General features: G+C 72.8%; 22 protein-coding genes and 1 pseudogene. 8 read left to right on the top strand and 15 right to left on the bottom strand.

The features are described from left to right. The first annotated feature begins 42 nt into the window (after positions 1-42). Both Asi02nite_RS17550 and Asi02nite_RS17545 read left to right on the top strand, forming a co-directional pair. Complete coding sequence (locus tag Asi02nite_RS17550) at positions 43-936, top strand: MHYT domain-containing protein (RefSeq protein ID WP_203714209.1); 894 nt, start codon at positions 43-45, stop codon at positions 934-936. 19 nt (positions 937-955) lie between these two features. Beyond that, entirely contained in the window at positions 956-2,179 is a 1,224-nt protein-coding gene (locus Asi02nite_RS17545) for an FAD-binding protein (RefSeq protein ID WP_203714207.1), read from the top strand. Positions 2,180-2,183: 4 nt separating this feature from the next. Here the strand turns inward: Asi02nite_RS17545 and Asi02nite_RS17540 are convergent, their stop codons facing one another. From Asi02nite_RS17540 to Asi02nite_RS17515, 6 genes are all read right to left on the bottom strand, one after another. Further along, positions 2,184-2,750 carry a TetR/AcrR family transcriptional regulator gene (locus Asi02nite_RS17540; protein ID WP_203714205.1) on the bottom strand — a complete coding sequence of 189 codons (567 nt, stop codon included), beginning with the start codon at positions 2,748-2,750 and terminating at the stop codon, positions 2,184-2,186. Beyond that, positions 2,743-3,555 carry an alpha/beta fold hydrolase gene (locus tag Asi02nite_RS17535; protein WP_203714204.1) on the bottom strand — a complete coding sequence of 271 codons (813 nt, stop codon included), beginning with the start codon at positions 3,553-3,555 and terminating at the stop codon, positions 2,743-2,745. Before Asi02nite_RS17535 ends, Asi02nite_RS17540 begins: the two co-directional genes overlap by 8 nt. 32 nt (positions 3,556-3,587) lie before the next feature. Next, a complete protein-coding gene (locus Asi02nite_RS17530; RefSeq protein ID WP_203714202.1) occupies positions 3,588-5,867 on the bottom strand; it encodes an FUSC family protein in 2,280 nt (759 codons plus the stop codon). Positions 5,868-5,939: 72 nt separating this feature from the next. After that, positions 5,940-6,941: a type I glyceraldehyde-3-phosphate dehydrogenase gene (gap, locus tag Asi02nite_RS17525; RefSeq protein WP_203714200.1), complete on the bottom strand. Its 1,002-nt coding sequence runs from the start codon at positions 6,939-6,941 to the stop codon at positions 5,940-5,942. Further along, positions 6,938-7,525, bottom strand: a complete 588-nt coding sequence (locus Asi02nite_RS17520; RefSeq protein WP_203714189.1) for a TetR/AcrR family transcriptional regulator — start codon at positions 7,523-7,525, stop codon at positions 6,938-6,940. Before Asi02nite_RS17520 ends, gap begins: the two co-directional genes overlap by 4 nt. Positions 7,526-7,600: 75 nt before the next feature. Then, on the bottom strand, positions 7,601-8,464 hold the full coding sequence (locus Asi02nite_RS17515) for an NAD(P)-dependent oxidoreductase (protein WP_203714187.1): 864 nt from the start codon (positions 8,462-8,464) through the stop codon (positions 7,601-7,603). A gap of 73 nt (positions 8,465-8,537) precedes the next feature. Here Asi02nite_RS17515 and Asi02nite_RS17510 point away from each other — a divergent pair, with 73 nt between their 5' ends. Continuing rightward, positions 8,538-9,119 (top strand): TetR/AcrR family transcriptional regulator, encoded by a 582-nt coding sequence (locus Asi02nite_RS17510; RefSeq protein WP_203714186.1) that lies wholly within the window; start codon positions 8,538-8,540, stop codon positions 9,117-9,119. Here the strand turns inward: Asi02nite_RS17510 and Asi02nite_RS17505 are convergent. Further along, positions 9,109-10,443, bottom strand: coding sequence for a GMC family oxidoreductase (locus tag Asi02nite_RS17505; RefSeq protein ID WP_239126778.1), 1,335 nt, complete (start codon positions 10,441-10,443; stop codon positions 9,109-9,111). The two genes, Asi02nite_RS17510 and Asi02nite_RS17505, sit on opposite strands and share 11 nt — an antisense overlap. A 99-nt stretch (positions 10,444-10,542) precedes the next feature. Beyond that, entirely contained in the window at positions 10,543-11,745 is a 1,203-nt protein-coding gene (locus tag Asi02nite_RS17500; protein ID WP_203714183.1) for an MFS transporter, read from the bottom strand. Positions 11,746-11,764: 19 nt separating this feature from the next. On the opposite strand from Asi02nite_RS17500, the gene Asi02nite_RS17495 reads away from it, so the two are divergent. Continuing rightward, positions 11,765-12,322: a CGNR zinc finger domain-containing protein gene (locus tag Asi02nite_RS17495; protein ID WP_203714182.1), complete on the top strand. Its 558-nt coding sequence runs from the start codon at positions 11,765-11,767 to the stop codon at positions 12,320-12,322. Here Asi02nite_RS17495 and Asi02nite_RS17490 read toward each other — a convergent pair. The 6 genes and pseudogenes from Asi02nite_RS17490 to Asi02nite_RS17465 form a co-directional block, all read right to left on the bottom strand. Beyond that, on the bottom strand, positions 12,289-13,266 hold the full coding sequence (locus tag Asi02nite_RS17490; protein ID WP_203714181.1) for a Gfo/Idh/MocA family protein: 978 nt from the start codon (positions 13,264-13,266) through the stop codon (positions 12,289-12,291). The two genes, Asi02nite_RS17495 and Asi02nite_RS17490, sit on opposite strands and share 34 nt — an antisense overlap. Before the next feature lie 9 nt (positions 13,267-13,275). Next, positions 13,276-14,502: an MFS transporter gene (locus tag Asi02nite_RS17485; RefSeq protein WP_203714179.1), complete on the bottom strand. Its 1,227-nt coding sequence runs from the start codon at positions 14,500-14,502 to the stop codon at positions 13,276-13,278. Positions 14,503-14,574: 72 nt separating this feature from the next. Continuing rightward, entirely contained in the window at positions 14,575-16,278 is a 1,704-nt protein-coding gene (locus Asi02nite_RS17480; RefSeq protein WP_203714178.1) for a glycerol-3-phosphate dehydrogenase/oxidase, read from the bottom strand. Between the two features lie 69 nt (positions 16,279-16,347). Beyond that, the gene (gene glpK, locus Asi02nite_RS17475) at positions 16,348-17,865 is read right to left on the bottom strand and encodes a glycerol kinase GlpK (RefSeq protein ID WP_203714174.1); all 1,518 of its coding nucleotides are present in this window, start codon (positions 17,863-17,865) and stop codon (positions 16,348-16,350) included. A gap of 245 nt (positions 17,866-18,110) precedes the next feature. Further along, a pseudogene (locus Asi02nite_RS17470) lies at positions 18,111-18,920 on the bottom strand (MIP/aquaporin family protein); the annotation flags it as partial. A gap of 415 nt (positions 18,921-19,335) precedes the next feature. Next, positions 19,336-19,506, bottom strand: coding sequence for a hypothetical protein (locus Asi02nite_RS17465; RefSeq protein WP_203714167.1), 171 nt, complete (start codon positions 19,504-19,506; stop codon positions 19,336-19,338). 193 nt (positions 19,507-19,699) lie between these two features. Here Asi02nite_RS17465 and Asi02nite_RS17460 point away from each other — a divergent pair, with 193 nt between their 5' ends. The 3 genes from Asi02nite_RS17460 to Asi02nite_RS17450 all read left to right on the top strand — a co-directional run bounded on the left by Asi02nite_RS17460 (position 19,700) and on the right by Asi02nite_RS17450 (position 21,954). Further along, complete coding sequence (locus Asi02nite_RS17460; protein ID WP_203714166.1) at positions 19,700-21,211, top strand: sensor histidine kinase; 1,512 nt, start codon at positions 19,700-19,702, stop codon at positions 21,209-21,211. Between the two features lie 96 nt (positions 21,212-21,307). Next, on the top strand, positions 21,308-21,673 hold the full coding sequence (locus Asi02nite_RS17455) for a DUF1622 domain-containing protein (RefSeq protein ID WP_203714164.1): 366 nt from the start codon (positions 21,308-21,310) through the stop codon (positions 21,671-21,673). A gap of 2 nt (positions 21,674-21,675) precedes the next feature. Continuing rightward, complete coding sequence (locus Asi02nite_RS17450) at positions 21,676-21,954, top strand: hypothetical protein (protein WP_203714163.1); 279 nt, start codon at positions 21,676-21,678, stop codon at positions 21,952-21,954. On the opposite strand, the gene Asi02nite_RS17445 is transcribed toward Asi02nite_RS17450, so the two are convergent. Continuing rightward, positions 21,951-22,550 carry a dihydrofolate reductase family protein gene (locus Asi02nite_RS17445; protein WP_203714162.1) on the bottom strand — a complete coding sequence of 200 codons (600 nt, stop codon included), beginning with the start codon at positions 22,548-22,550 and terminating at the stop codon, positions 21,951-21,953. The genes Asi02nite_RS17450 and Asi02nite_RS17445 overlap by 4 nt on opposite strands. An 88-nt stretch (positions 22,551-22,638) precedes the next feature. On the opposite strand from Asi02nite_RS17445, the gene Asi02nite_RS17440 reads away from it, so the two are divergent. Then, positions 22,639-23,940 carry an N-acetylmuramoyl-L-alanine amidase gene (locus Asi02nite_RS17440; protein WP_203714161.1) on the top strand — a complete coding sequence of 434 codons (1,302 nt, stop codon included), beginning with the start codon at positions 22,639-22,641 and terminating at the stop codon, positions 23,938-23,940. Positions 23,941-23,952: the final 12 nt, after the last annotated feature.

Raw genomic sequence — 23,952 nt, 5'->3', positions numbered from 1 at the left:
TGATCTCGCAACCAAGAAGGCCGGACTTTATGGAAGCGGATAATGGCGCACATTGACCAATTCGGGTATGGCTGGATCACCCCAGCTCTGAGCTATGCGCTGTCGGTGCTGGGCTCGGTGCTCGGCCTGATTTGCGCCCAGCGGGCGCGGGAGGCGCACGGCACGGCACAACGCGCGTGGTGGCTCATGTTGGCGGCGTGGGCTATCGGCGGAACGGCCATTTGGAGCATGCATTTCATGGCGATGCTCGGCTTTTCGGTCACCGGTGCCCCCATCCGTTACGACATCGGCTTGACCGCCGCGAGTGCGCTGCTCGCCATCGTGATGGTCGGCATCGGCCTGTTCATCGCCGGCATGGGCCGGCCCATGCTGCTCAAGGTGCTCGTCGGCGGAGTGGTCGCCGGCCTCGGCGTCGCGGCGATGCATTACACCGGCATGGCCGCCATGCGACTGAACGCCGACGTGCATTACGACGCCACCCGCGTCGGCCTGTCGATCGCGATCGCCGTGGTCGCGGCGGCCGTCGCGCTCTGGCTGGCCACCAACGTCAGGGGCGCCCTCGCCGTCACGGCCTCCGCCCTGGTGATGGGCGTCGCGGTCAACGGCATGCACTTCACCGGCATGTACTCGATGTCGGCGACCCTGCACGAGGAGCAGAACACGATGTCGGGCGCCACGGCCTCGAACCTGCTGGTGCCGATCGTGCTCGCGGTGATCCTCGTCGTCATCGGCCTGGTCTACGCGGTGCTCGCCGCGCCGACGGCCGACGACCGGGCCGGTGCCGAATACCTCCAGAGCCGGATGGCCGACCGGCTCGACAGCGCGACGGGCCAGGCGCCGGCGCCCGACCCCCACGGCCTGGCCGCCAAGACCGCTCCCAAGCCGCCCGCGGCCGACCCCAACGGCCTGGCGTCCCGGTTCCAGAGCCGCCGCTGAGCCTTTACGGTTGGTGCTCATGGAGTTCAACTGGGCATCCAGCCACCGGTACGGCGCCGCGCGGCTGGCCCACCCCTCGACGATCGACGAGGCCCGTGAGCTGGTCGCCGGCGCCGACCGGGTCCGCGCCCTCGGCACCCGGCACACGTTCACCGGTCTCGCCGACACCCCCGGCCTGCTGCTGTCGACCACCGGGCTGCCGATGGACCTCGAGATCGACGAGGCCGCCGGCACCGCCACGGTGGCCGGCGGCGCCCGCTACGGCGAGGTCGCGATCGCGCTCGACGCGCGAGGCTGGGCGCTGGCGACCATGGCCTCGCTGCCGCACATCTCGGTCGCGGGCGCGGTGGCGACCGGCACGCACGGTTCGGGGAACCGGACCGGTTCGCTGGCGGCGGCCGTCCGCGCGGTCGAGATCATCGGCCCCGACGGCGCGCTGCGCCGGGTCAGCCGGGGCGAGCCGGACTTCGCGGGCAGCGTGGTCGCGATCGGCGCCCTGGGCGTGGTGACCCGGGTCACGCTCGACATCGAACCGTCCTATGTGATCCGCCAGGCGGTCTACCGCGACCTGCCGTGGAGCCGGGCCGAGACCGACTTCGACGCGCTGACCGGCGCCGCCTACAGCGTGAGCCTGTTCCTCGACTGGGCCAGCGACCGGATCGCGCAGGTCTGGCTCAAGAGCCGCGGCGACCTGCCGGGCGAGCTGTTCGGCGTGGCGCCGGCCGACGAGCCCGTGCACATGCTGGCCGGCGCGACCACCGAGGCGGTCACGGGCCAGCAGGGCATGCCCGGCCCGTGGCACGACCGGCTGCCGCACTTCAAGCTGGCCTTCACCCCGAGCCGGGGCGAGGAGCTGCAGAGCGAATACCTGCTGCCCCGGTCGGCGGTGCAGGAGGCGTTCGCGGGACTGCGGCCGCTCGGCCGGCGGATCTCCGAGCTCCTGCAGATCACCGAGGTCCGCACGGTGGCCGCCGACGACCTGTGGCTGAGCTGCGCGTACGGCACCGACGTGGTCGGGATCCACTTCACCTGGGTCAAGGACATCGAGCGGGTGTACGCGCTGCTGCCCGACATCGAGGCCGTGCTGCTGCCGCTCGGCGCCCGCCCGCACTGGGGCAAGTGCTTCGTCACCACCGACGTGGCCGACCTCTACCCGCGGATGGCGGACTTCCGCGCACTGCGCGCCCGGGTGGACCCCGGCGGCAAGTTCGGCAGCGCCCTGGTCGACAAGCTGCTCGGCTGAGCGCCTACCGCGGCCAGCTCGTCAGGGCGCGGTCGAGGGCGGCGACGAGCTGCTCGAACGAGGAGTCGAGGCTGAGCGGCAGGCCGAACCCGGCGGCGGCGTCGATCGCGACGAAGCCGTGCAGGGCGCTGCGGGCAACCCGGGTCGCGTCGATCGCGCGGTCGCCGCTCAGGCCGTACCCGTCGAGGACCGCGAGGAACACGGCGACCGCGCCCTCGGCCGCGGCCTGGTATTCCGCGTCACCGGGGTCCGGGGCGCGTAGCGACGCGGCGTAGGGACCCGGGTGGGCGCGGGCGTAGTCCCGGTAGGCGACGGCGACGGCCCGCAGCGCGGCCGGCCCGCTGCGGCCGACCGCGGCCGTGGTGGTCGCCGCGGTCAGCTCCCGGATGCCGCGCAACGCCAGCAGCCGGCGCAGCCCGTCGAGGCCGGGCACGTGCTTGTAGAGGCTGGGCAAACTCACCCCGAGCCGGCTGGCCACCTGGGCCAGGGTGAGCCGGTCCAGGCCGACCTCGTCGGCGAGGCGGGCCGCCTCGTCGACCACCGTGGCCGGCGTCAGGCCGGCCCTAGGCACCCGCGAACGCCTTGCCCAGGAAGGTCACCAGCGCGGGGTTGACCAGGTCGGGCCGCTCGGCCATCGGGTAGTGCCCGGCGCCCGGCACGAGCACGAGCTCGCCGCGCACCGCCTCGGCGACCCACCGGGCCTCGGCGACCGCGTCGGGCCAGTCGGGGTCCTTGTCGCCCATCACGACCAGGGCCGGCGCGGTCACCCGGGGCAACCGCTGCTCGGCCGGCGCGTGGCTGGTGCCCGCCGTGGCCCGGAACGACGCCAGGTGGTCGCCGCGGCGCAGGCTCTCCTTGATGCGGGCCTGGTGCGCGGCCAGGTCCGCGGGCGGGTTGCCCGGGTAGTACCGCTTGTAGTAACCGGCCCACGCGCCCGGACCCCACGGCTTGCGCAGCAGCAGCGAGATCGACAGCCGGGCGGCGGCCGACAGCTTCGGGTCGCGCACGACCGGGCCGAGCAGGGCGAGGGCGGCGACGGTGTCGGGCCGCTCGGCGGCGGCGTAGACCGCGGCGCCGGCGCCCAGGCTGTTGCCGACGAGCGCGGCCGGCCCGCCGCCGAGGTGGTCGATCAGGGCGAGCGCGTCGGCGGCGGCCGCCACGTCGTCGTAGGCGTCGAAGCCGTCCGAGCTGTCGCCGTGACCGCGCAGGTCGAAGGTGGCGACCCGGTAGCCGGCGTCGACCAGGGCGGGGACGGTGAAGCGGTAGACCGAGCGGAGGTCGCCCATGCCGTGCACGGCGACCACCAGCGGGCCGTCGCCCGTGACGTCGTAGGCAAGGCGCCGGCCGGCGCCTCGGTCGAGGTAGTTAGTACTCATAGCCATAAAGCTAATGCCCTTAACTTCGATCGTCAACCCGAGACGGGCCGCGGCTGGGTGTCGGTGGCGAGCCGGGCCGGCTCGGCGAGGGTCACCTCGAGCCGGCGGGCCGAGTCGAGGTGGTCCGCGGTCCAGATCACCCGCACCGCCGTCGCGGTCGCCGCGCCGTCGCCGCCGCTCAGGTCGCTGCGGACGGCCTCGATCAGCCGACCGTCGTCGACCAGGTCGGGCGGGCTGGGCGCGGGGGCGGCCCGCCCGCCGGCGATGCTGGCGGCCAGATCCGCGTACCAGTTCTCGACCTCCTGGCTGGTCCGCAGCAGCAGGGCGCGGGCCGCGGCCCGGTCGCCGGCGGACGGGTTGCCGCGCTGCCACAGGTCGAGCACCGCGTCGGCGGCGATCCGCAGCCCCGCCACGCCGTTGACCAGGCTGGTGATCTCCGCGAGCGGCATCGGCTTGGCGCCCCGCTCGCTCAGGTAGGTGCGGAACGTGTCGTCGAGGCGGCGAGACGAGGCCGCGGCCCGCTGCGCTTGGGCGGTCGGCGCCGGCGGGCGGGCGGTGCCGTCGCAGCAGGCGGCCGCGTACTCCACCGCCGCGTGCAGGTAACGGGCGCTGTCCTCGTACGCGTCGGACAGGGCGGTCCGCAGTTCCTTGCGCGCGCCGCGCGGCCAGAGCAGCAACCCGACCAGCAGGCTGATCCCCACGCCGATCGCGATGTCCTCGATCCGGATCAGCCCCAGCTCCCAGCCGGCCGGCTGGATGATGTTGAACAGGATCAGCAGCGCGACGGTGAACGCCGCCTGCCCGGCCGTGAACGAGATCAACGCCGGCGCGACCCCCGCCATCAGGATCGCGATCGGCAGCAGGCCCCAGAGCACGTCGACGTCGGTGCCGATGCCGATCAGGATCACCGCGCCGATCACGAACCCGACGACCGTGCCGGCGATCGCCCGCAGCGCGTTCTGGCCGGTGGCCAGCGCGTTCGAGCGCAGCACGGAGAGGGCGCCGAAGATGACCCAGAACGAGTGTTGTACGCCGACGTAGTGCACGACCACGACGGCCGCCGCGACGCCGACCGCGCCGCGCAGGCTGTTGTGCAGCCAGGTGGAGTGCCGCTGCAGGTGGGCGAGCGCCCGCTCGCGGGCCGTCGCGAACGGCCCGGCGAGGCCGCCCGGCTGCTGGCCCAGGATGCGCTGCGCCCAGGTGCGCCGCTCGGCCGCCACGCTCAGCTCGACGTTGCGGGCGACGAGCCGGATCGCGTACGCCAGTTCCTGCACCCGGAAGCTCGGTTCGAGGGAGCTGAGGAACTCCGCGGCGCGGCCGTCACCGCCGGCCCCGGACGGCGCGGGCAGCCGGCTGCCCGTGGCGGCGCGGGACACCTGGCCGAGCACCGCGTCGAGCCGGCGTTGGGCGGCGTGCAGCGCGTCGGGCGTGGTGTCCGGCCGTTCCAGCAGCGCGGCGGCCTCGTCCAGCAGGTCGGCGGCGGCGTCCTTGGCGGCGGTGACCGCTTCGCTGCCCGGGGTCCGCGCGGCCCGATGCCGGGCGATGTCGCGGATCCAGGCGAGCTCGTCGACCAGCCGCACGCGGGTACGGGCCGAGCTGGTGAGGCCCGTGGGGCGGGTGGGCGTGGCCAGGAAGCTCCGGTGCAGGGCGGTCACCGCCGCGTCGGCCCGGTCGACCAGGGCGGTGTAGCGCTCGTGGGACAGGCCGTCGTGGCGCCAGATCCGCGCGCCGGCGTGCAGCGTCTCGGCGAGGGCGCGGCAGGCGGCCACGATCAGCGGGCGCAGCGGGTCGCGGACCGGCGCCGGCCAGAGGAACCGGACGGCCAGCAGCGAGGCGCCGGCCGCGAGCCCCCAGCCCGCCAGGCGCGGCACGACCTGGCTCGGACCGGCGGGCAGGGAGACGGCGAGGATCACGGCGAGCAGCAGCGCGACGCCGGCGCCGGCGAGCACCGAGCTGACCACGCCCGAGAACAGGATCAGGAAAGCGATCAGCAATATCACCGGGGCGGCGAGCCAGACGTGCGGTGAGATCAGCGTGCCGACGGCGATCAGCACGCCGCCGACCAGGATCAGCCCCAGCTCGGCCTGGATCCGCTCGCGCATCGGGCCGCCGAACTCGACGAGCAGCAGCATGCAGAACGCGCCGATGATGGCGAAGGTGCCGATCGTGGTGCTGCCGATGCCCAGGAGCCCGACGGCGAAGACGGCCGGCCCGACGACCGCCGCGCGGGCGCCCCGCCGCACGGCGCCGTCGACCCAGAGGCGCCTGGCGGCGCGCACCGTGGCGGCGGCCGCGGACCGGACCTGGGTCATCAGTCGCACCAACCCCGACAAAACGGGAAATTACGATCGATCTTCCCAGGCTAACACCGGTGGTGGCGGGCGTCAGGCGGCTCCGATCCGCTCGGAGAACTCGACGAGACGGTTGGCGAAGCCCCACTCGTTGTCGTACCAGCCGAAGACCTTGACCTGGTTGCCGACGGCCTCGGTCAGCGGCGCGTCGAAGATCGACGAGTACGGGTTGCCGACGATGTCGGCCGAAACGAGGGGCGCCTCCGAGTACCGCAGGTAGCGCCGCAGCCGTTCCCCGCCGGCGGCCGCGCGGAAGGCCGCGTTGACCTCGTCGGCGGTCGCGCCGCGCCGCAGCACCACCGTGAGGTCGGTGATCGAGCCGACCGGGACGGGGACGCGCAGAGCGGCGCCGGTGAGCCGCCCGTCGAGCTCTGGGATGACCTTGCCGATCGCCTTCGCCGCGCCCGACGACGTCGGGATCGTCGAGACGGCCGCCGCGCGGGCCCGGCGCAGGTCACCGTGCGGAGCGTCGTGGAGCCGCTGGTCGCCCGTGTAGGCGTGGACGGTCGTCATCAGGCCCGACTCGATGCCGAACGCGTCGTGCAGCACCTTCGCCAGCGGCGCGAGCGAGTTCGTGGTGCACGAGCCGTTGGAGAAGACGTCGTGGCTGTCGGGGTCCAGCTTGTCGTCGTTCACGCCGAGGACGAAGGTGGGGACGTCGCCCTTGGCCGGTGCCGAGACGACGACCTTCCGTGCGCCTCCCTTCAGGTGGGCGGCCGCCTTGGCGCCGTCGGTGAAGTGGCCGGTCGACTCGATGACGACGTCGGCGCCGACGTCGCCCCACGGGATGCCAGCCGGGTCGGGCTGCGCCAGCACCGTGATGGTCTTCCCGTTGACGGCGATCGCGTCGCCGTCGAGGCCGACACCGTCGAGGTGGCCGGAGACGGAGTCCCACTCGAGCAGGGTGGCCAGCGTGCGGGCGTCGGTGAGGTCGTTGACCGCGACCACCTCGACGTCGGCGTCGCTCGCCAGGGCCGCCCGCAGGTAGCTGCGCCCGATCCGGCCGAAGCCGTTGATGCCGATGCGTACGGTCATGCTGTCCTCCCGGTGTTCTGGTGGCTGGGCGCGGCGGCTCGCAGCAGGTCGAGGGCGCCGGCGCGGGCGTCGTCGAACGGGCCCGGGTCCTGTTGTGCGATCGCCAGCACGTAGCCGCCCTGCAGCACGGCCATCAGGGTGTGGGCGAGGCGCTCGGTGTCGAGGTCGGCGCGCAGTTGACCGGCGGCGACGGCCTCGCGGAGCACGCGGACCCAGCTGTCGTGGACCTGGGCGAACGCGCGGGCGACCGGGGCGAGCAGGACCGGGTCCTCGCGGACCTGCGGGTCCTGGGTCATCCGGCCGACCTTGCAGCCCTTGAGGGCGGCGCGGGGGCGCATGAGGTAGGCCTCGATGCGGGTCATGGGGTCGCCTTGGCCGTCGAGCTCCGAGGTCGCGGGCAGGAGGTCCTGGACGTTGCGCTCGAGGGCGGCGAGGGCGAGGTCGCGCTTGGTGGGGAAGTGGTGGTACATGCTGCCCTGGCCGACGCCGGAGCGCTCGCGCACGTGGCGCGGGCTGGTGTCGGCGTAGCCGCGCTCCCACATGAGCTCGCTCATGGTGTCGACCAGGAGCTGTCGTGAGTCCATGGCTGAAGTGTACATACCAGTAGGTACAGCGGGGCGGCTGCGGTGGGTGGCTTCGCGGTGCGTGCGGTGTGGGGCTCAGCGGGCGCCGGTGGAGGTGCGGCGTTCGATGGCGTGCAGGACCGCCGCCATGTCGGCCGGGCCGTGGCCGAGCGCCTGGGTTTCCGCGTAGAGCGCGTGGGCCGTGTCGAGCAGCGGGGAGGCCAGACCCGCCTCGCGGGCGGCCGCGGCGACCAGGCGGTTGTTGTCGAGCACGTTGGCGATCGACGCCTGGACCGCGAAGTCGCGGTCGACCAGCTTGCGGGCCTTGACCCGGGAAACGGCGCTGGCCATCGGGCCCGCGTCCAGGACGTCGACGAACTGGTCCAGGTCGAGGCCGTGGCCGGCGGCGAAGTGCACCGCCTCCGCCAGGCCCGTGACCAGGGTGATCAGGAACAGGTTGACGGCGAGCTTCATCGTCAGCGCGCCGGGGACCGGGCCGCAGGTGAACGTCTCGCGGCCGAGCGGTGCCAGCAGCGGGCCGACGACCGCCAGGTCGTCCGGGTCGCCGGCCAGCATGACGACGAGCTCGCCCGCCTCGGCCGGCTTGCGTGAGCCGGAGACCGGGGCCTCCACGTAGCGGCCGCCGCGGGCCTGCACGCGGGCGGCCAGTGCGGCCGAGTGCTGCGGGGCCGTCGTACCCATGTGGACAATGATCTTGTCTTCGATCGGGACGTCGGCGATGGTCGCGTCGATGGCGGCCGCGTCGGCCAGCATCATCAGCAGCACGTCGACCTTCGCGACGAGGTCGGCCGGTGTAGGGGCGACCGTCGCTCCGGCGGCCCGCAACGGCGCGGTCCGCTCGTGCGTGCGGTTCCAGACGACCAGCGGGGTGCCGGCGCGGAGCAGGTTGAGGGCCATGGGCGTGCCCATCACGCCGAGACCGGCGAAGCCGACGCGCATTCCGCACCTCCGGGTCGTGTTATGACGGCCGACATAATAGCGCCCACTATGACGTCTCTCATAGAGTGCAGCCATGAGCCAGCACGGTCCCCGGGAGCGGATGGTCTTCAGCGCGGCCCAGCTCATCCGTCGTTCCGGTGTGACGGCGACGGGGCTGCGTGACGTGGTCGCGCACGCGGAGGCACCGCGCGGGTCGCTGGGGCACTACTTCCCGGGCGGCAAGGAGCAGTTGGTCAACGAGGCGGTCGACTGGGCAGGGCGGTACGCCGCCAACCGCGTCGACCGCTTCCTCGCCGGCATGACGCGACCGACGCCGAGCCGGCTGTTCGCGGCGATGGTGCGGCAGTGGACAGACGAGTTCCGCGCCATCGGGTACGGCCAGGGCTGCCCGGTCGCCGCGGCCACCGTCGACGCGTCGGTGACCGACTCGACCCGGTCGGCGGCGGCCGCCGCGTTCACCGCGTGGCGCGCACCGATCGCCCGCGCACTGGTGGGGATGGGCGTGCCGGCCCGGCGGGCGACCTCCGCCGCCACACTGATGGTCAGCGCCGTGGAGGGCGCGATCCTGATCGCGCGGGCCGAGCAGAGCCCCCGCGCCCTCACGACGGTCGCCCGCGAGTTGGGGCCCCTGCTCGACAGCTACGTCATCCGCTGATCAGGCGAGCCGCGCGCTCCGCGACCGCGAGGGTGGCCGTGTGGGTGTTGCCCGTGACGATCGACGGCACCACCGACGCGTCGGCGACGCGCAGGCCGTCGACCGCGTGCACGCGTAGTTCCGGGTCCACCACCGCGGCGCCGTCGATGCCCATCCGGCACGTGCCCGCCGGGTGGGAGCACGGCGTCACGGTGTCCCGGACGTACTGCGCCAGGACCGCCGCACTGTCCACGCCGGAACCCGGGAACTCCTCGGTGTCACGCACGGAACTCAGCGCCGGCGCGCCGCCGAGGTCGCGGGCCATCCGCAGGCCCGTCACCATCCGGTCGACGTCGGCGTCGTCCGCGAGCAGGGCCGGGTCGATCAGGGGCGGCGCGTACGGGTCGGGCCCGCGCAGCCGCACCGTTCCCCGGCTCGCCGGGCGGGTGAGCGCGAAGACCACCGAGTAGCCGTCCTCCTCGCCCGGCTCGTGGCGCGGGTGGAGCGGCCGGTCGCCGAACGTGAGATGCAGGTCCTGCGGCCCGTCCGGATCGGTCCGGGCCAGCATGTGCGGTGCCCGGTCGGCCGGGACCGGCCCGGTCGCGGCATAGGCGACCTGGGACCGCGGGTGATCCTGCAGGTTGCTGCCGACACCCGGCAGGTCGGCCACGACCGGCAAACCGTTGGCCCGCAGGTCGGCGCCCGGTCCGATGCCCGAGAGCAGCAGCAGCCGCGGCGACCCGATCGCGCCGGTAGCCAGCACCACCTCACGGTCGGCGCAGGTCAGCCCGGTGTGCCCGTCGACGTGGTAGGCGACGCCCCGGCAGTCACCCCGATCCACGACGACCCGGACGGCCTGGGCGTCGGGCAGCACGGTCAGGTTGGGCCGCTGGGCGATCGCGGCCAGCATCTCCCCGGCGGGCAGGGCGTCCCGGTCGGCCTGCGGGTGGTGCCCGGCCTCGACGGTCGCCGCCCAGAGGGGTTCGACGGGCGGCCCGACGGGCGACGCGGCGCCGGCGCCGAGGAACGGCAGGAGGGCGGCGTACGTCCAGTCGGTGGCGCCGGCTTCGGCCCAGGCGTCGTAGCTGTCCGGGTCGCCGAGCCCGGCCATGAGCCCGTCGGCCCGGCTGGAGCCGCCGAGGGCCTTGCCCAGTGGGTACGAAAGCGTGGCCCGGTCGGCGTCGGCCTGCGGCACGGTGCGGTAGTGCCACCCGCTGTCCCCGTCCGGGAACGCGGTGCCGGCCTCCAGCAGGAGCACGGTGACTTCCGGGTCGGCGGACAACCGGGCGGCGAGCACACAACCAGCCGTACCGGCCCCGACGATGACATAGTCGAACGACCGCATGGCGGATCCTCCCTGGGATCGGCCCATCCGTCGATGCTAGGCACGCCCGGCCGTCGCCCGCAGCGGTTAGCCCGAACCGCTCCGGCAATGCCGCCCGGATCAGCCCACCGACGGCAGCCTGTCCGGAGCCGCCCGCCGAACCCCGCGCAGGACCGGGACGAGGAAGAGCAGCGCGGCGAGTTGTACGCAGCCGACCGTCAGCAGGACGCCGCGGGGCGGGAGGGCGGCGGTCACCGGGCCCGTCGCGGCCGCGCCCAGGGCGAAGGAGCCCACCTTCAGGCTCGCGGCCGTCGCCACCACCTGGCCGTAGCGGTCGACCGGGACCGACTCCTGGCGGACCGCCAGCGTCGCCGCGAGCATCGGGCCCGTCGCGGCACCGCCGAGGGTCGCCGCCGCCACGGCCGGTGTGAAGCCCGGTGCGGCCGCGATCGTCGCGAACGCGCCGCCGAGCACCGTCAGGGCGGCGACGAGCACCGCGAGCGGACGGAACCGCGACAGCAACCGCGCCGAGGCGAGGGCACCCGCGAGCGAGCCGGCGCTCATCGCCGTCAGGAACCACGCCCCGTGCGCCGCCGGGTGTCCGAACTGGACAGCCAGCAGCGGGAAGGTGACCGGCAGCAGACCCTGTGCGGCGTAGCCGACGGTGGTCGCCAGCGTCGTCGCCCGCAACGCGGGCACCCGCCGGAGCAGGCCGATCCCGTCCCGCAGCGCGGTCGGCAGCGGCACGCGCCGCACCACGACAGGGCCGGGCATGGGTGCCGCGGCGACGAGGACCAGGCCGGCGGCGGCGATGCCCGCGACCGCGGCGAGCGCCGGGCCCGCGCCGGCCAGGCCGGCGGCCACCGCGACGAGCGCCGGCCCGCCGAGGCCCGCCACCTCGTAGCTGGCCGCGTCGAGCGCGTTCGCGCGGGGCAGCGCGTCCGGCGCGGTGCGGGGGACCAGCGCGCTGTAGCCGCCGGTGAGGATCGGCGCGGTCAGGCCCGCCACCAGGCCCAGCGCCACGAGGGCCGCACCCGGCGCCCGCCCGGCGAGGACGAGGATGCCGGTCAGCGAACCGGCGAGCGCGACCTGGTTGGCCAGGAACAGCGGCCGCGGCCGGGCCAACCGGTCCAGCAGGGCGCCGAGCACCGGGCCGGTGACCAGCGTCGGCAGGGCGAACGCCGCGACCACCAGGCCGGCCAGGCCCGGGTCGCCGGTGCGGGCGACCACCAGCAGCGCCACCGCCACACCCGCCGCGTCGTCGGCCAGGCGGGATCCCGTCGCGGCCAGCAGCAGGCGGGCCGGCGCTGTAACGGGTTGCATGCCGAGTACCGTAACAGCCATGTTCGGATACTCGCGCTGGGCGGCCCTCGCGGCGGCGCTCGCCAACACCGCCCCCGGCCGGCGGCACGGCGACCTGCTGGCCACGCCGGCCGACCTCGCGGCGCTGCTGCGCGCCCACGACGAGCCCGAGCCCGTCGACGTCGACGCCGGCGACCTGCGGGACGCCCTGGCCGCCCGGGACGCGTTCACCGGTGTCTTCGACGCGGCACCGGACGAGCAGGCGCTGGCCGAGCGGCTCAACACGCTGCTCGCCGGCAGCGCCCGGCCGCGACTGGTGGCGCACGGCGGCGTACCCCTGCATCTGCACGTCGACGCGCCCGGCGCCTCCTGGGGTGGCTGGCTCGCGGCGTCCGGCGCGATGGGTCTCGCGCTGCTGGTCGCCGAGCACGGCGCCGACGTCCTGCGCCGCTGTGCCGCCGACGACTGCCGGGACGCGTTGCTGCGTACCGGATCCGGGCCGGCCCGCAGGTTCTGCTCGGCGACCTGCGCCAGCCGGGTACGCGTCGCGGCGCACCGGGCCGCTCAGGGGCGCAGGGGCAGCCCGGCGGCCTCGTAGACCGCGTCGATCAGCGACATCGTCGCCACCGAGTCGTCGGGCGGCGTGAGGTTGGTCCGCTTCCCACCGACCGCGGCGACGAACGCGCGGAGCTGGTGCACATAGGTCGGTTCGCCGCCGAACCGCTCCTGGCGCCGCCGCCCGTCGACGGTGAGCGTGAAGCGCGACGGGAGCTGCGGCGTGGCGTAGTTGAACACCGACATCGTGCCGCGGGTGCCGACCACGCGCGCCCGGATCCGCAGCAGCGTCGACGACCACATGGACGCCTCGATCCGGCCCGTGCCCCCGCCGGGCAGCGCGAGGTCGGCCGTCATCGCGCGGTCGATCCGCCGGTCGCGGCGCAGCGTCAGCGCCTCGGCCGCCGTGACGGTGGGCTCGCCGGGGCTGAGCATCCGCAGGCAGTGCGCGGCGTAGCAGCCGGCGTCCATCAGCGCGCCGCCGGCCAGGTCGTACTGGTAACGGATGTCGCCGAAGCGGGGGAGCGGGAAGCACATCGAGGTCTCGACCCGCTCGATCGCGCCGAGCTCACCCTCCCGCACGACTCCGGCCATCCGCCGCGCGAGCGGGTGGTAGCGGTAGTGGAACGCCTCCATCACCACGAGCCCGGTGCCGGCGGCCGCGTCCCGCACCGCGATCGCCTGGGCGGCGTTGCTGGTGAACGGTTTCTCGCAGAGCACGTGCTTCCCGGCCGCGATGGCGGCCAGCGTCCACCGCGCGTGCAGCCCGTTGGGCAACGGCACATAGACGGCGTCGAGGCTGGGATCGTCGACCAGCTCCTCGTACGAGCCGTGCACGGTCGGAATGCGGTGCCGGCGCGCGAACCGCGCGGCCCGCTCGCGCGAACGTGCCGCGACGGCGGCCACCTCGACACCGTCGACGGCGGATGCCGCGCGCACCAACGCGGCCGGCGCGATCCGCGCGGCGCCGAGCACCCCGATCCTCACCGCCGCAGTCTAGGCCGGCAGATCCGCGGTCGGGGTGACTGCCGGCTCCGGGTGGGCGGCGGGCGTGGCCAGGTCCCGCTCCGCCTCGCCCAGCAGCTTGTGGCCCGTGGCCAGCACGAAGATGGCCAGCACGAAGGTCACGCCGCCCAGGTAGAAGGGGACCGAGAGCGAGAACGCGTCCGCCAGCTTGCCCGCCGCGAACGGGGCCAGGCCGCCGCCGATGAAGCGGACGAAGCCGTACGCCGACGACGCGACCGAGCGTTCCACCGGCGAGACCAGCATGACCGCCTGCGTGGTCAGCGTGTTGTTGATGCCGATGAACGCGCCGCTGACGATCACGGCGACGATCACCGTCGTCGGCGTCGACACGCCCGCCGCGATCACCGCCATCACCACGCCGAGCGCCGCCAGGTTGACGTAGAGCACCTTCGCCGTGCCGAACCGGGCCTGCAAGCGTGGCGCGAAGAACACGCTGAACAGCGCCACGAGCAGACCCCAACCCGTGAAGACCAGGCCGAGGTGGTGGGCGTCGAGTTCCATCGGGTACGGCGCGTACCCGAGCATCGTGAAGAAGCCCCAGTTGTAGAGCAGCGCGGTTAGGCCCATGACGAGCAACCCGCGGTGGCGCAGGGCGCGCAGCGGCGCCGACAGCGAGGTCGGCCGCGCCGGCTTCGGCATCGACGGCACGAACGCGACGGTCGCGACCAGGGCGATGAACATGAGCGCCGAGACGCCGAAGAACGGGCCCTTCCAGCTGATGCTGCCGAGCTCCCCGCCGAGCAGCGGGCCGACCGCGATGCCGAGACCCAGCGCCGTCTCGTACAGGATGATCGCACCCGCGAAGCCGCCGCTCGCCGACGCGACGATGACCGCGAGGCTGGTCGCGATGAACAGGGCGTTGCCCAGTCCCCAGCCGGCCCGGAAGCCGACGATCCCGCCGATCGAGTCGGAGGCACCGGCCAGCGCGGCGAACACCACGATGATCACCAGGCCGACGACGAGGGTGCGCTTGGCGCCGATCCGGCTGGCGACCGCGCCGACCACCAGCATCGCGACGGCCGTCACCACGAGATAGCTGGTGAACAGCAGGGAGACCTGGCTCGGCGTCGCGTGCAGGTCGTCGGCGAGCGCGGGCAGGATCGGGTCGACGAGGCCGATGCCCATGAACGACACGACGCAGGCGAACGCGACGGCCCAGACGGCGCGCGGCTGTGTGAAGGGACTGGCGGAGGACATAGCTGTACTATACAGCTTGTCGGGAAAGTGGAAGGGGACCCGGCCCCCGGATCCCCTTCCCGAGCGGAGCTCTCAGCCCAGGTCCACCGCCACCAGGCGGGCGGCGTCGGCGGCCGCGTCGTCGGTCGCCTCCTGCGCCTTGCGGTCGGCCTCGATGGCCTGGTCGTACGCGGCCACCTCCCGGTCGACGTCGACGTCGGTCCAGCCCAGCACCGAGCCCATCAGCCGCGCCGCGTCCGGTGCCGCCTGCACACCACGGGAGAACGTCTCGAAGTACGCCCTTGTGCGCCGCGACAACACGTCGTCGAGATGCAGCGCGCCCTCGTGGCTCGCGCCGTAGACCGCCTCGACCCGCAGGTAGTCGTCGGCGCCGGGCAGCGGCTCGGCCAGACCCGGGTCCTTCGCGATCATCCGCAGCAGCTCGAAGATCAGCGAGCCGTACCGGTTGAGCAGGTGCTCGATCCGGTGCACGTGCAGGCCCCAGTCCTCGGCCAGGTCGTGCCGCTGGTTCCACAGTGCCCGGTAGCCGTCGGCGCCGAGCAGCGGGATGTCCCGGGTCACCGAGTCGGGCACGTTCTCCTGGTCGAGCCCCCGCACGGCCGCGTTGACGGTGTCCTCGGCCATCTTGCGGTAGGTCGTGTACTTGCCGCCCGCCACGACCACCATGCCGGGCACCGGGCTCGCCACCGAGTGGTCCCGGGACAGCTTGGCGCTCGACTCGGCGGTGCCGGCCACCAGCGGCCGGAGTCCGACGTAGACACCCTCGATGTCGGCCTGTGTCAACGGTGAGACGAGCACCGAGTTGACGTGGTCGAGCAGGTACTCGATGTCCGTCGAGGTGGCCGCCGGCCGGGCCTTGTCGAGCTCCCAGTCGGTGTCGGTCGTGCCGATCAGCCAGTGCCGGCCCCACGGGATGACGAACAGCACGCTCTTCTCCGTACGCAGGATCAGGCCCGTGTCGAGCTGGATCCGGTCCCGCGGCACGGTGAAGTGCACGCCCTTCGACGTGTGGACGTGGAACTCACCCCGGGTGTCGGCGAGCGCTTGCGTGTCGTCGGTCCAGACGCCCGTCGAGTTGATCACCTGCTTGGCCCGGACCTCCCGGGTCTCGCCGGTCATCAGGTCCTCGACCAGCGCACCCACGACCTGCTCGCCCTCGCGCAGGTAGTCGAGCACCCGCGCGCGGTTGGCCACCAGCGCGCCGTAGCTCGCCGCCGTGCGTACCACCGTCATGGTGTGCCGGGCGTCGTCGACCTGGCCGTCGTAGTACTGCACCGCACCGATCAGGGCCGTCTTCTTGAGGCCGGGCGCCACCTTGAGCGCGCCGCGCCGGGTGAGGTGCTTGTGGTGCGGGAGGCCCCGGGCCGTACCCGAGGTGATTCCCATCGTGTCGTAGAGGATCAGGCCGCTACCGACGTACGGGCGCTCCCAGATCCGGTGCTTGAGCGGGTAGAGGAACTGCACCGGACGCACCAGGTGCGGCGCGATCCGTTGCAGCAGCAGGCCGCGCTCCCGCAGCGACTCGGCCACCAGGCCGAACTCGAACTGCTCCAGGTAGCGCAACCCGCCGTGCATCAGCTTGCTGGACCGGCTGGACGTGCCGGACGCCCAGTCGCGGGCCTCGACCAGGCCGGTCGACAGGCCACGGGTGACCGCGTCGAGGGCGCAGCCCGCGCCGACCACGCCGCCGCCCACCACGAGGATGTCCAGTTCACGTTCGGCCATCCCGGCGAGGGCCCGGCTTCGTTGTGCTGCGGAAAGGGCCACGGCCTCCACGGCAACCTCCTGCCTTCCAAGGGGTGGGGCGCCGCACGCGCGTACGCCTGCGACGCCCCGGTCGGTACCTCAGTCGACCTCGAGCCAGTCCATGGTCCGGTCGACCGCTTTCTTCCACATCTTGTAGCCGTCGGCCCGCTGCTGGTCGCTCCATTCGGGCGTCCAGCGCCGGTCCTCGTGCCAGTGGGCCCGCAACTCCTCGACGGAGTTCCAGTACTTCACCGCGAGGCCCGCGGCGTACGCGGCACCCAGCGCGGTGGTCTCCGCGACCACCGGCCGGCTCACCGGCACACCCAGGACGTCGGCCTGCATCTGCATCGCCAGGTCGTTGGCCGTGATGCCGCCGTCGACCTTGAGGATGTCGAGCGTGACCCCGGAGTCCTTCTGGGCCGCCTCCACCACGTCCTTGGACTGGTAGCAGATCGACTCCAGCGTCGCGCGGGCGAGGTGGCCGGCCGTGTTGAACCGCGACAGGCCGACGATCGCACCACGTGCGTCGGACTTCCAATATGGAGCGAACAGGCCGGAGAACGCGGGTACGAAGTAGACACCCCCGTTGTCCGGGACGCTGCGCGCCAGGGTCTCGCTCTCGGACGCGTTGCGGATGATGCCGAGCTGGTCGCGCAGCCACTGCACGGCCGAACCGGTCACCGCGATCGAGCCTTCCAGCGCGTACACCGGGTCCTGGTCGCCGAACTTGTAGCAGACCGTGGTGATCAGGCCCGCCTTCGACCGGACGACCTCGTTTCCGGTGTTGAGCAACAGGAAGTTACCCGTGCCGTAGGTGTTCTTCGCCTCGCCGACGGCGAAGCAGACCTGGCCGACCGTGGCCGCCTGCTGGTCGCCGAGCGACGCGGGCAGCGCCACCTCGCCCTTGAACGGGCCGCCGGCCTTGGTCATCCCGTAGAGATGCGGGTCCGACGACGGCCGGATCTCCGGCAGCATCTGCCGCGGGATGTTGAAGAACGAGAGCAGCTCGTCGTCCCAGTCGAGCGTCTCCAGGTTCATCAGCATCGTCCGGCTGGCGTTCGTGACGTCGGTGATGTGCAGTCCGCCGTCACGCCCACCGGTGAGGTTCCACAGGACCCAGGCGTCCGTGTTTCCGAAGATCGCGTCGCCGCTCTCCGCCGCTTCGCGGACGCCGTCGACGTTCTCCAGGATCCACTGGATCTTCCCGCCGGAGAAGTACGTCGCCGGCGGGAGACCGGCCTTGCGCCTGATCACGTCACCCCGGCCGTCGCGGTCGAGTGCGGCCGCGATCCGGTCCGTCCGGGTGTCCTGCCAGACGATCGCGTTGTAGTAGGGCCGCCCGGTGCGGCGGTTCCACACGACCGTCGTCTCGCGCTGGTTGGTGATGCCCACCGCGGCGAGGTCACTGGCCGACAGGTTCTGCCGGCTCATCGCCGTGGTGATCACCTCCTGCGTACGCTGCCAGATCTCGAGCGGGTCGTGCTCGACCCAGCCGGCCTGCGGCAGGATCTGCTCGTGCTCGAGCTGGTGGCGCCCAACCTCGCGCCCCTCGTGGTCGAAAATCATGAATCGTGTGCTTGTCGTGCCTTGGTCGATAGCGCCTACGTAATCCGCCATCTCTGTGTTTCCTTCCGGGTTCGTGGGTCCGGTCGCTATCTGTTGGGCCCTGGCCCCGGATCGATCGGTCCAGCCCCCGGATCTCGTCTGCCCGGGCCTTCACCCGTGCCGGGATCGAATCGGCCGGAGCCGGGATCCCGTCCGCCGGAGCCGGGGATCGCGCCCCCGGAACCGCGCTCGATCGGCCCGGACTCGCCGGTCGGCGTGCCACCCTCGCCGCCACCGACGGCGTCGACGGGAACCTCTTCCACGCCGGCGCGACCGGGAGGCGGAGCGGTCGTCTGCAGGAACGGCAGGACGCGACCGATGAGCGTGACGTAGATCAGGCCACCGATGAGACCACCGATGATCGGGGCGGCAATGGGCACCCACCAATAGAGCTGGTTGTATTGATCTCGCCAGGCCGTGCCGTATCCGGTGATGTAGGACGCCAGTCGAGGCCCGAAGTCACGGGCCGGGTTGATGGCGTAACCGGCGTTGGTGCCCCACGCCATACCGATCGCGACCACGACCAGACCCACGATGAACGGGGTCAGGTTCGACAGCGGCGGGTCGTTGAGGCGGTCGGTCAGCACGAAGATCAGGAACACCAGGATCGCGGTGCCGATGACCTGGTCCAGGAAGCCGCCCCAGAGGCTGACCGGCAGCGTTCCGTTACCGGGCAGCGTGGAGAAGACGCCCTGCGACTTGGCGGTCAACCCCGGGTCGAAGTTGTGCAGCACCGAGTTGTACGCCCAGCGCACGAGCAGAGCGCCGACGAAGGCACCCAGAACCTGCGCGAAGATGTACGGCACCACGCTCTTCCACGGGAACTTACGGAACGCCGCCAGCGCGATGGTGACGGCGGGGTTGAGGTGGGCACCGGAGATGCGTGCCGCGGTGTAGACACCGAGCACGACACCAAAACCCCACGCCCACGAGATGCTGTCGTGGTCACCGAGGCCGGAGCCGCCGGCCGTTACCTGTGCGACCACGCCGATACCGAACAGAAGCAGAATCATCGTGCCCAGGAATTCGGCGATCATCTGGACCACGATGTTCTGTCTGCTGAGAATTCCTCGAATCCCAGCCACAGCTTTAGCCCCCCAACAGCGTGCAACCTGGGCGATCCGCGGATTGACCATCACCGCCAGGAGCGCGCCTTGGGACCCACAACAGGATGAAGGCCCCAACCGGGGAATAGACACGTAACTAACGGCTATGTCTGAATATTCGGATTCGCCCTTTCTCACCGTCAGTCAAGCACGTGACCTCCGATAGGGCTACGGCCAATGGCTTTAAACCCGAAAATTGCTCTTTTTTTGGTACGCACCGCGGCGTACGCGAGGTGTCGCCCTATTTTTTGTTGCCCGCCGGGCAGCCAGAATGGATCACCTATGTCAGGCTAACCGGCCGGCCCGGGCGTGGAGTCCGAATCGCCAACCATCCACAATGGTGGTTACCAATGCGTCGTGACGCGATTCCCGGGACTTATGTGGTCGCCGCCCACCGGGCCGGAGGGGCCCGGGTCACGAAACCGTTGCGCTCGGAGGCCGCGCGGGTGGCGAGCGTGGCCTTCGGGCCGACTGTCGCGGGCTGGTCCGCGCCTCTGCCGGCGACCGCCCGGTGCAGGTGGGGGTGGGTGCCCGCGGCGGTGTTCACCGCGGGGCCTCATCGATCGTCAGGAGCTCGTCACAGGCTCCTCCTAGGCTGTTCCCAGGCTCCTCCGAGGGTTGTTCCGTAAGAGATACGGTGTGCCAGTCCGTCCGATCCGGGTGCTCCTCGTGGACCACGAGCCCCACAGCCATGCCCTGCTCCCCGACGCGGGCCGGGCGCGGTCGCCGCGGGACCCGGGGTGAGGGCGCCGCGGGTTCGGCACTGGCGGCACTGGACCCTGCGTGCCCGGCTGGTCGTCGCGGTCGCCACGTTGAGCGCGCTGGCCCTCCTGGTCGCCAACGCCATCGGGCTGGCGCTGCTGCGCCGCAACCTCACCGACCGGGTCGACGAGCAACTCCACAGCGCGGCCAAGGCGGCCGCCCAGCGGCCGTCCTGGGAAGGAGTCGCCGCGCCGAACCCGATGTTCCCGCGCGGCCGCCTCGACGTCGACCGCGCCTTCGTGGTCGTGGCCCCGGACGGCGGCACGGCAGTGGCGGCCGTGACGACCGGTGCGCCCGCGCCGAAGCTGCCCGCCTACGCGGACCTGGTGGAACAGGCCGAGGGCGAGCCGTTCACGGTCAGCGCGGTGGACGGCACCATGTCGTGGCGGCTGCTCGTCGTGTCCCGCGACGACGGCAGCCTGGCCGTCTCCGGCGTGTCCCTCAAGGCCGTCGACGCCACCGGCGACATGCTGCTGGCCATCGACGTCGCCGTGATGCTCGTGGTGCTCACGCTGCTCGCGGCCGTCGCCGCGCTGGTGGTGCGGATGGGGCTGCGGCCGCTGACCCGGATGGAGCGCACCTCCGCCGAGATCACGGCGGGCGACCTGTCCCGCCGGGTACGGGACGTCGACCCGCACACCGAGCCCGGCCGGCTCGGCATCGCGCTCAACTCGATGCTCGACCGCATCGAGGCCGAGGTGTCCGCCCGGACGACCTCCGAGCGGCGGCTGCGGCAGTTCGTCGCGGACGCGTCGCACGAGTTGCGTACGCCGCTGACGTCGATCCGCGGCTTCGCCGAGCTGTACCGGCGTGGGGGAGCCGTCCCCGGCCCCGGGCTCGACGAGATGATGGCCCGGATCGAGGCCGAGGCCGCCCGGATGGGGCTGCTCGTCGAGGACCTGCTGCTGCTGGCCCGGCTGGACCTGCAGCGCCGGCCCGAGCGGCAGCCCGTCGACCTGCTGGCCGTCGCCGCCGACACGATCAGCGACGCGCACGCCCGGCACCCGGACCGCCCGGTCGCGCTCGAAGCGCTCGCCGGTGGCGACGCCGCGTTCGAGGCGGTCACGGTGCTCGGAGACGTCCACGGCCTGCGCCAGGTCGTCACGAACCTGGTCGCCAACGCACTGCAGCACAGCGCGGCGCCGGCCGCCGTCGTGGTCCGGGTCGGCCGCCGGCGGCCGGGGGAGGCCCCCGACCCGGTGGTCGCCGCGGTGGGCGAGGTGCCGGCGGACCGCCCGGTGGCGGTGCTGGAGGTGGCCGACTCCGGGCCGGGCGTGCCGCCCGAGCACGCCGACCGGGTGTTCGAGCGGCTCTACCGGGCCGACCCGAGCCGCAACCGGCGCAGCGGGGGCTCCGGGCTCGGACTGTCCATCGTGGCCGCCATCGTCACCAGCCACGGCGGCCGCGTGGAGCTGAGCCCCACGCCCGGCGCCGGCGCGACGTTCCGGGTCCTGCTGCCCGAGGACGGTCGGGTGCCCAGCCTGCCGTGAGGTGACCCGTACCGCGCGCGGGTGAAGATCACCCGACCGGGTGACAGCCGCGCCGGATGCCGGCGGGACCCGCCGGGCCGATGAGTAGGTTGACGGGTGAGCGTTGAGGAGCGGGTCAGCGACGCCGTCAACGTGCTCGTGACGATCGTCGAAGCCGGCGGCGCGATCATCATCGGGCTCGGCGCGCTCTACGCCTTCGTGCGCCTGCTCTGGATCGCGGTGCGCGACCGGGACACCGCCGCGTTCGTGGTGGTCCGGCTCGACCTCGGCCGCTTCCTGACGCTCGGCCTGGAGTTCCAGCTCGCCGGCGACATCCTGCGCACCGCCATCTCGCCGTCGTTCAGCGACATCGGCCAGCTCGCGGCGATCGCGGCGATCCGGACCGCGCTCAACTGGACGCTGCGCCGCGAGATCGACGAGGAGCGCCGCCAGGTCGCCGCCGGACGGCACCCGAAGCCGTGACGATGGGCGAGATCACCGAGGCGGCCAGCGCCGTCGTCGTGGCCATGGGCATCGTCGTCGGCGCGGCGACGCTGGCGGCGACCCGGCGCCCGATGGCCGCGCTGGCGGTGCTGCTCGACTTCCTCGCCGCGGCCGGCCTGCTGCACCTCGCGGCCGACCCGACCTATCTGCGGGCGCTGTCGGCGGCCATCGTGCTCGGCATCCGCCACCTGATCACCTGGTCGCTGCAGACCGGCTCGCGCGCCGCCATGATGCCGCCGGGCCCCCGCGACACCGGCTAGAGGGCCTTCTTCGCGTCCTCGTAGGTGCCCTGGGGCGCGTCCTTGGCCGGGCTGTAGAACAGGTTGAGCACGCCCGTGCGGAAGGTCTCGGACGAGTCGAGCGTCAGCGGGATCGGCTGCTCGCCGTCGCCGAAGAGCTTGAGCCCCTTGCCGACCACGATCGGGTGCACCAGCAGGTGCAGCTGGTCGAGCAGGCCGGCGGCGAGGAGTTGGCGGACGACCGAGACCGAGCCCGACATGCCGATGGTGCCGCCGGGCTCGTTCTTGAGCGCCGTGACCGCCTCGACCAGGTCGCCGCGGAGGAGCTCCGAGTTGCGCCAGGTGAACTCGAGCGGCTGCCGCGAGACGACGATCTTGCGGGTGTCGCCGAGGGTCTTCGCCATCTCGGCGTCCTCCTCGCCGGCCAGCTCGCGGTCGGGCCACGCCCCGGCGAAGCTGTCGTAGGTCTTGCGGCCGATCAGATAGGTGTCGGCGTCGCCCAGCGTCCCGCCGACCGCCTGGCCCATCTCGTCGTTGAAATACGGGAAGTGCCACTGGTCGGGCGCCTCGACGACGCCGTCGAGCGAAATGAACAGCTGCGCGACGATTCTCCGCATAACGGCGACCCTAGCAGTGCCCACATGAAACAGTTATCCGGCACCAGGACGTCGCGTGCGAAGGCGCCGCGTGCTGAAAGGAATGGCGATGGTCGGTCCGCGTTTTCTCGCCGTCGCGCTGGCCGCCGCCGTGGTCGTCGCCCTGGCCGGCCCCGCCGGCGCTCGCGAGCGCGCGACCGACCCGTTCGCGGCGGCCGCCGCCCGCTACGACGTCCCCCGCGACGTCCTGCTCTCGCTCGGCTGGATGCTGTCCAGATTGGACCAGCGCGCCGTTGGGCGGGCCGGCGAGTGCGGCGTCATGCAGCTCTCGGCCGACATCCGGCGGGAGGCCGCGGCGCTGACCGGCCGCAGCACCGCGGAGCTGTGCGCCACCGCGGCCGACAACGTCGCCGGCGCCGCCGGGGTGCTGCGCGCGCACGCCGACCGGGCCGGGCTGCGCGCCGCCGACCGGGCCGACGTCAACCTCTGGTACGAGTCGGTGGCCCGGTTCGCCGGCAAGGTCGACGCGTCGATCGCCCGGCTCTACGCCGACACGGTCTTCGACCAGCTCGCCGCGGGCTTAGACACGGTGCCGGCCCGCGCGGTGGCGCCGGTCCGCGGGCGGCTGGCCGACGTGCCCGGCTGGGGGAGCGCCGGCCCGCGCAGCCCCGACCACGAGCCGGCCACCTGGTCGCCGGCGCACGACGACAACTTCCGCGACGCGGACCGCGAGAAGAGCCACCCGATCGACTTCGTCGTCATCCACGTGACGCAGGGCTCGTACGCCGGGACCCTGGCCTGGTTCAAGAACCCCGCGTCGGAGGTCAGCGCCCACTACACGTTCCGCTCCTCGGACGGCGCGGTGACGCAGTCGGTGCGGGAGAAGGACATCGGCTGGCACGCCGGCAACCGCGACTACAACGCGCGCTCGATCGGCATCGAGCACGAGGGCTTCATCGACAACCCGGCCTGGTTCACCGACAGGATGTACCGTGCGTCGGCCGCGCTGACCCGCACCCTGACCGAGAAGTACGGCATCCCGCGGACCCGCGCGAACATCGTCGCCCATCGCGAGGTGCCGGGTGCGGACCACACGGATCCCGGGAAGCACTGGAACTGGACCTACTACCTGCAGCTCGTCAAGGGCGCCACGGGCATCGGCAAGGGCACCGTCAAGGCGCCCACCGGCACGCTCACCGTCCGCAAAGGAGCCGGCTCCGACCGCGCGAAGGTCGGCACGCTGCCCGACGGCGCCAAGGTGACGATCTGGTGCCAGGCCACCGGCACCGCGGAGTCGGGCCCGGTCGGCCGCACGAAGGTCTGGAACCGGATCGGCCAGGATCGCTGGATCTCCAACGCCTACGTGAACACCGGACACCCGGGATTCATCGCCGGCGTGCCCAAGTGCTGAAGAAAACATTCA

The organism is Asanoa siamensis (assembly GCF_016862555.1).
GTDB classification, from domain to species: domain Bacteria; phylum Actinomycetota; class Actinomycetes; order Mycobacteriales; family Micromonosporaceae; genus Asanoa; species Asanoa siamensis.
Note: the sequence above shows the minus strand (reverse complement) of the source record. Positions and strands in the feature narration are given on the sequence as shown.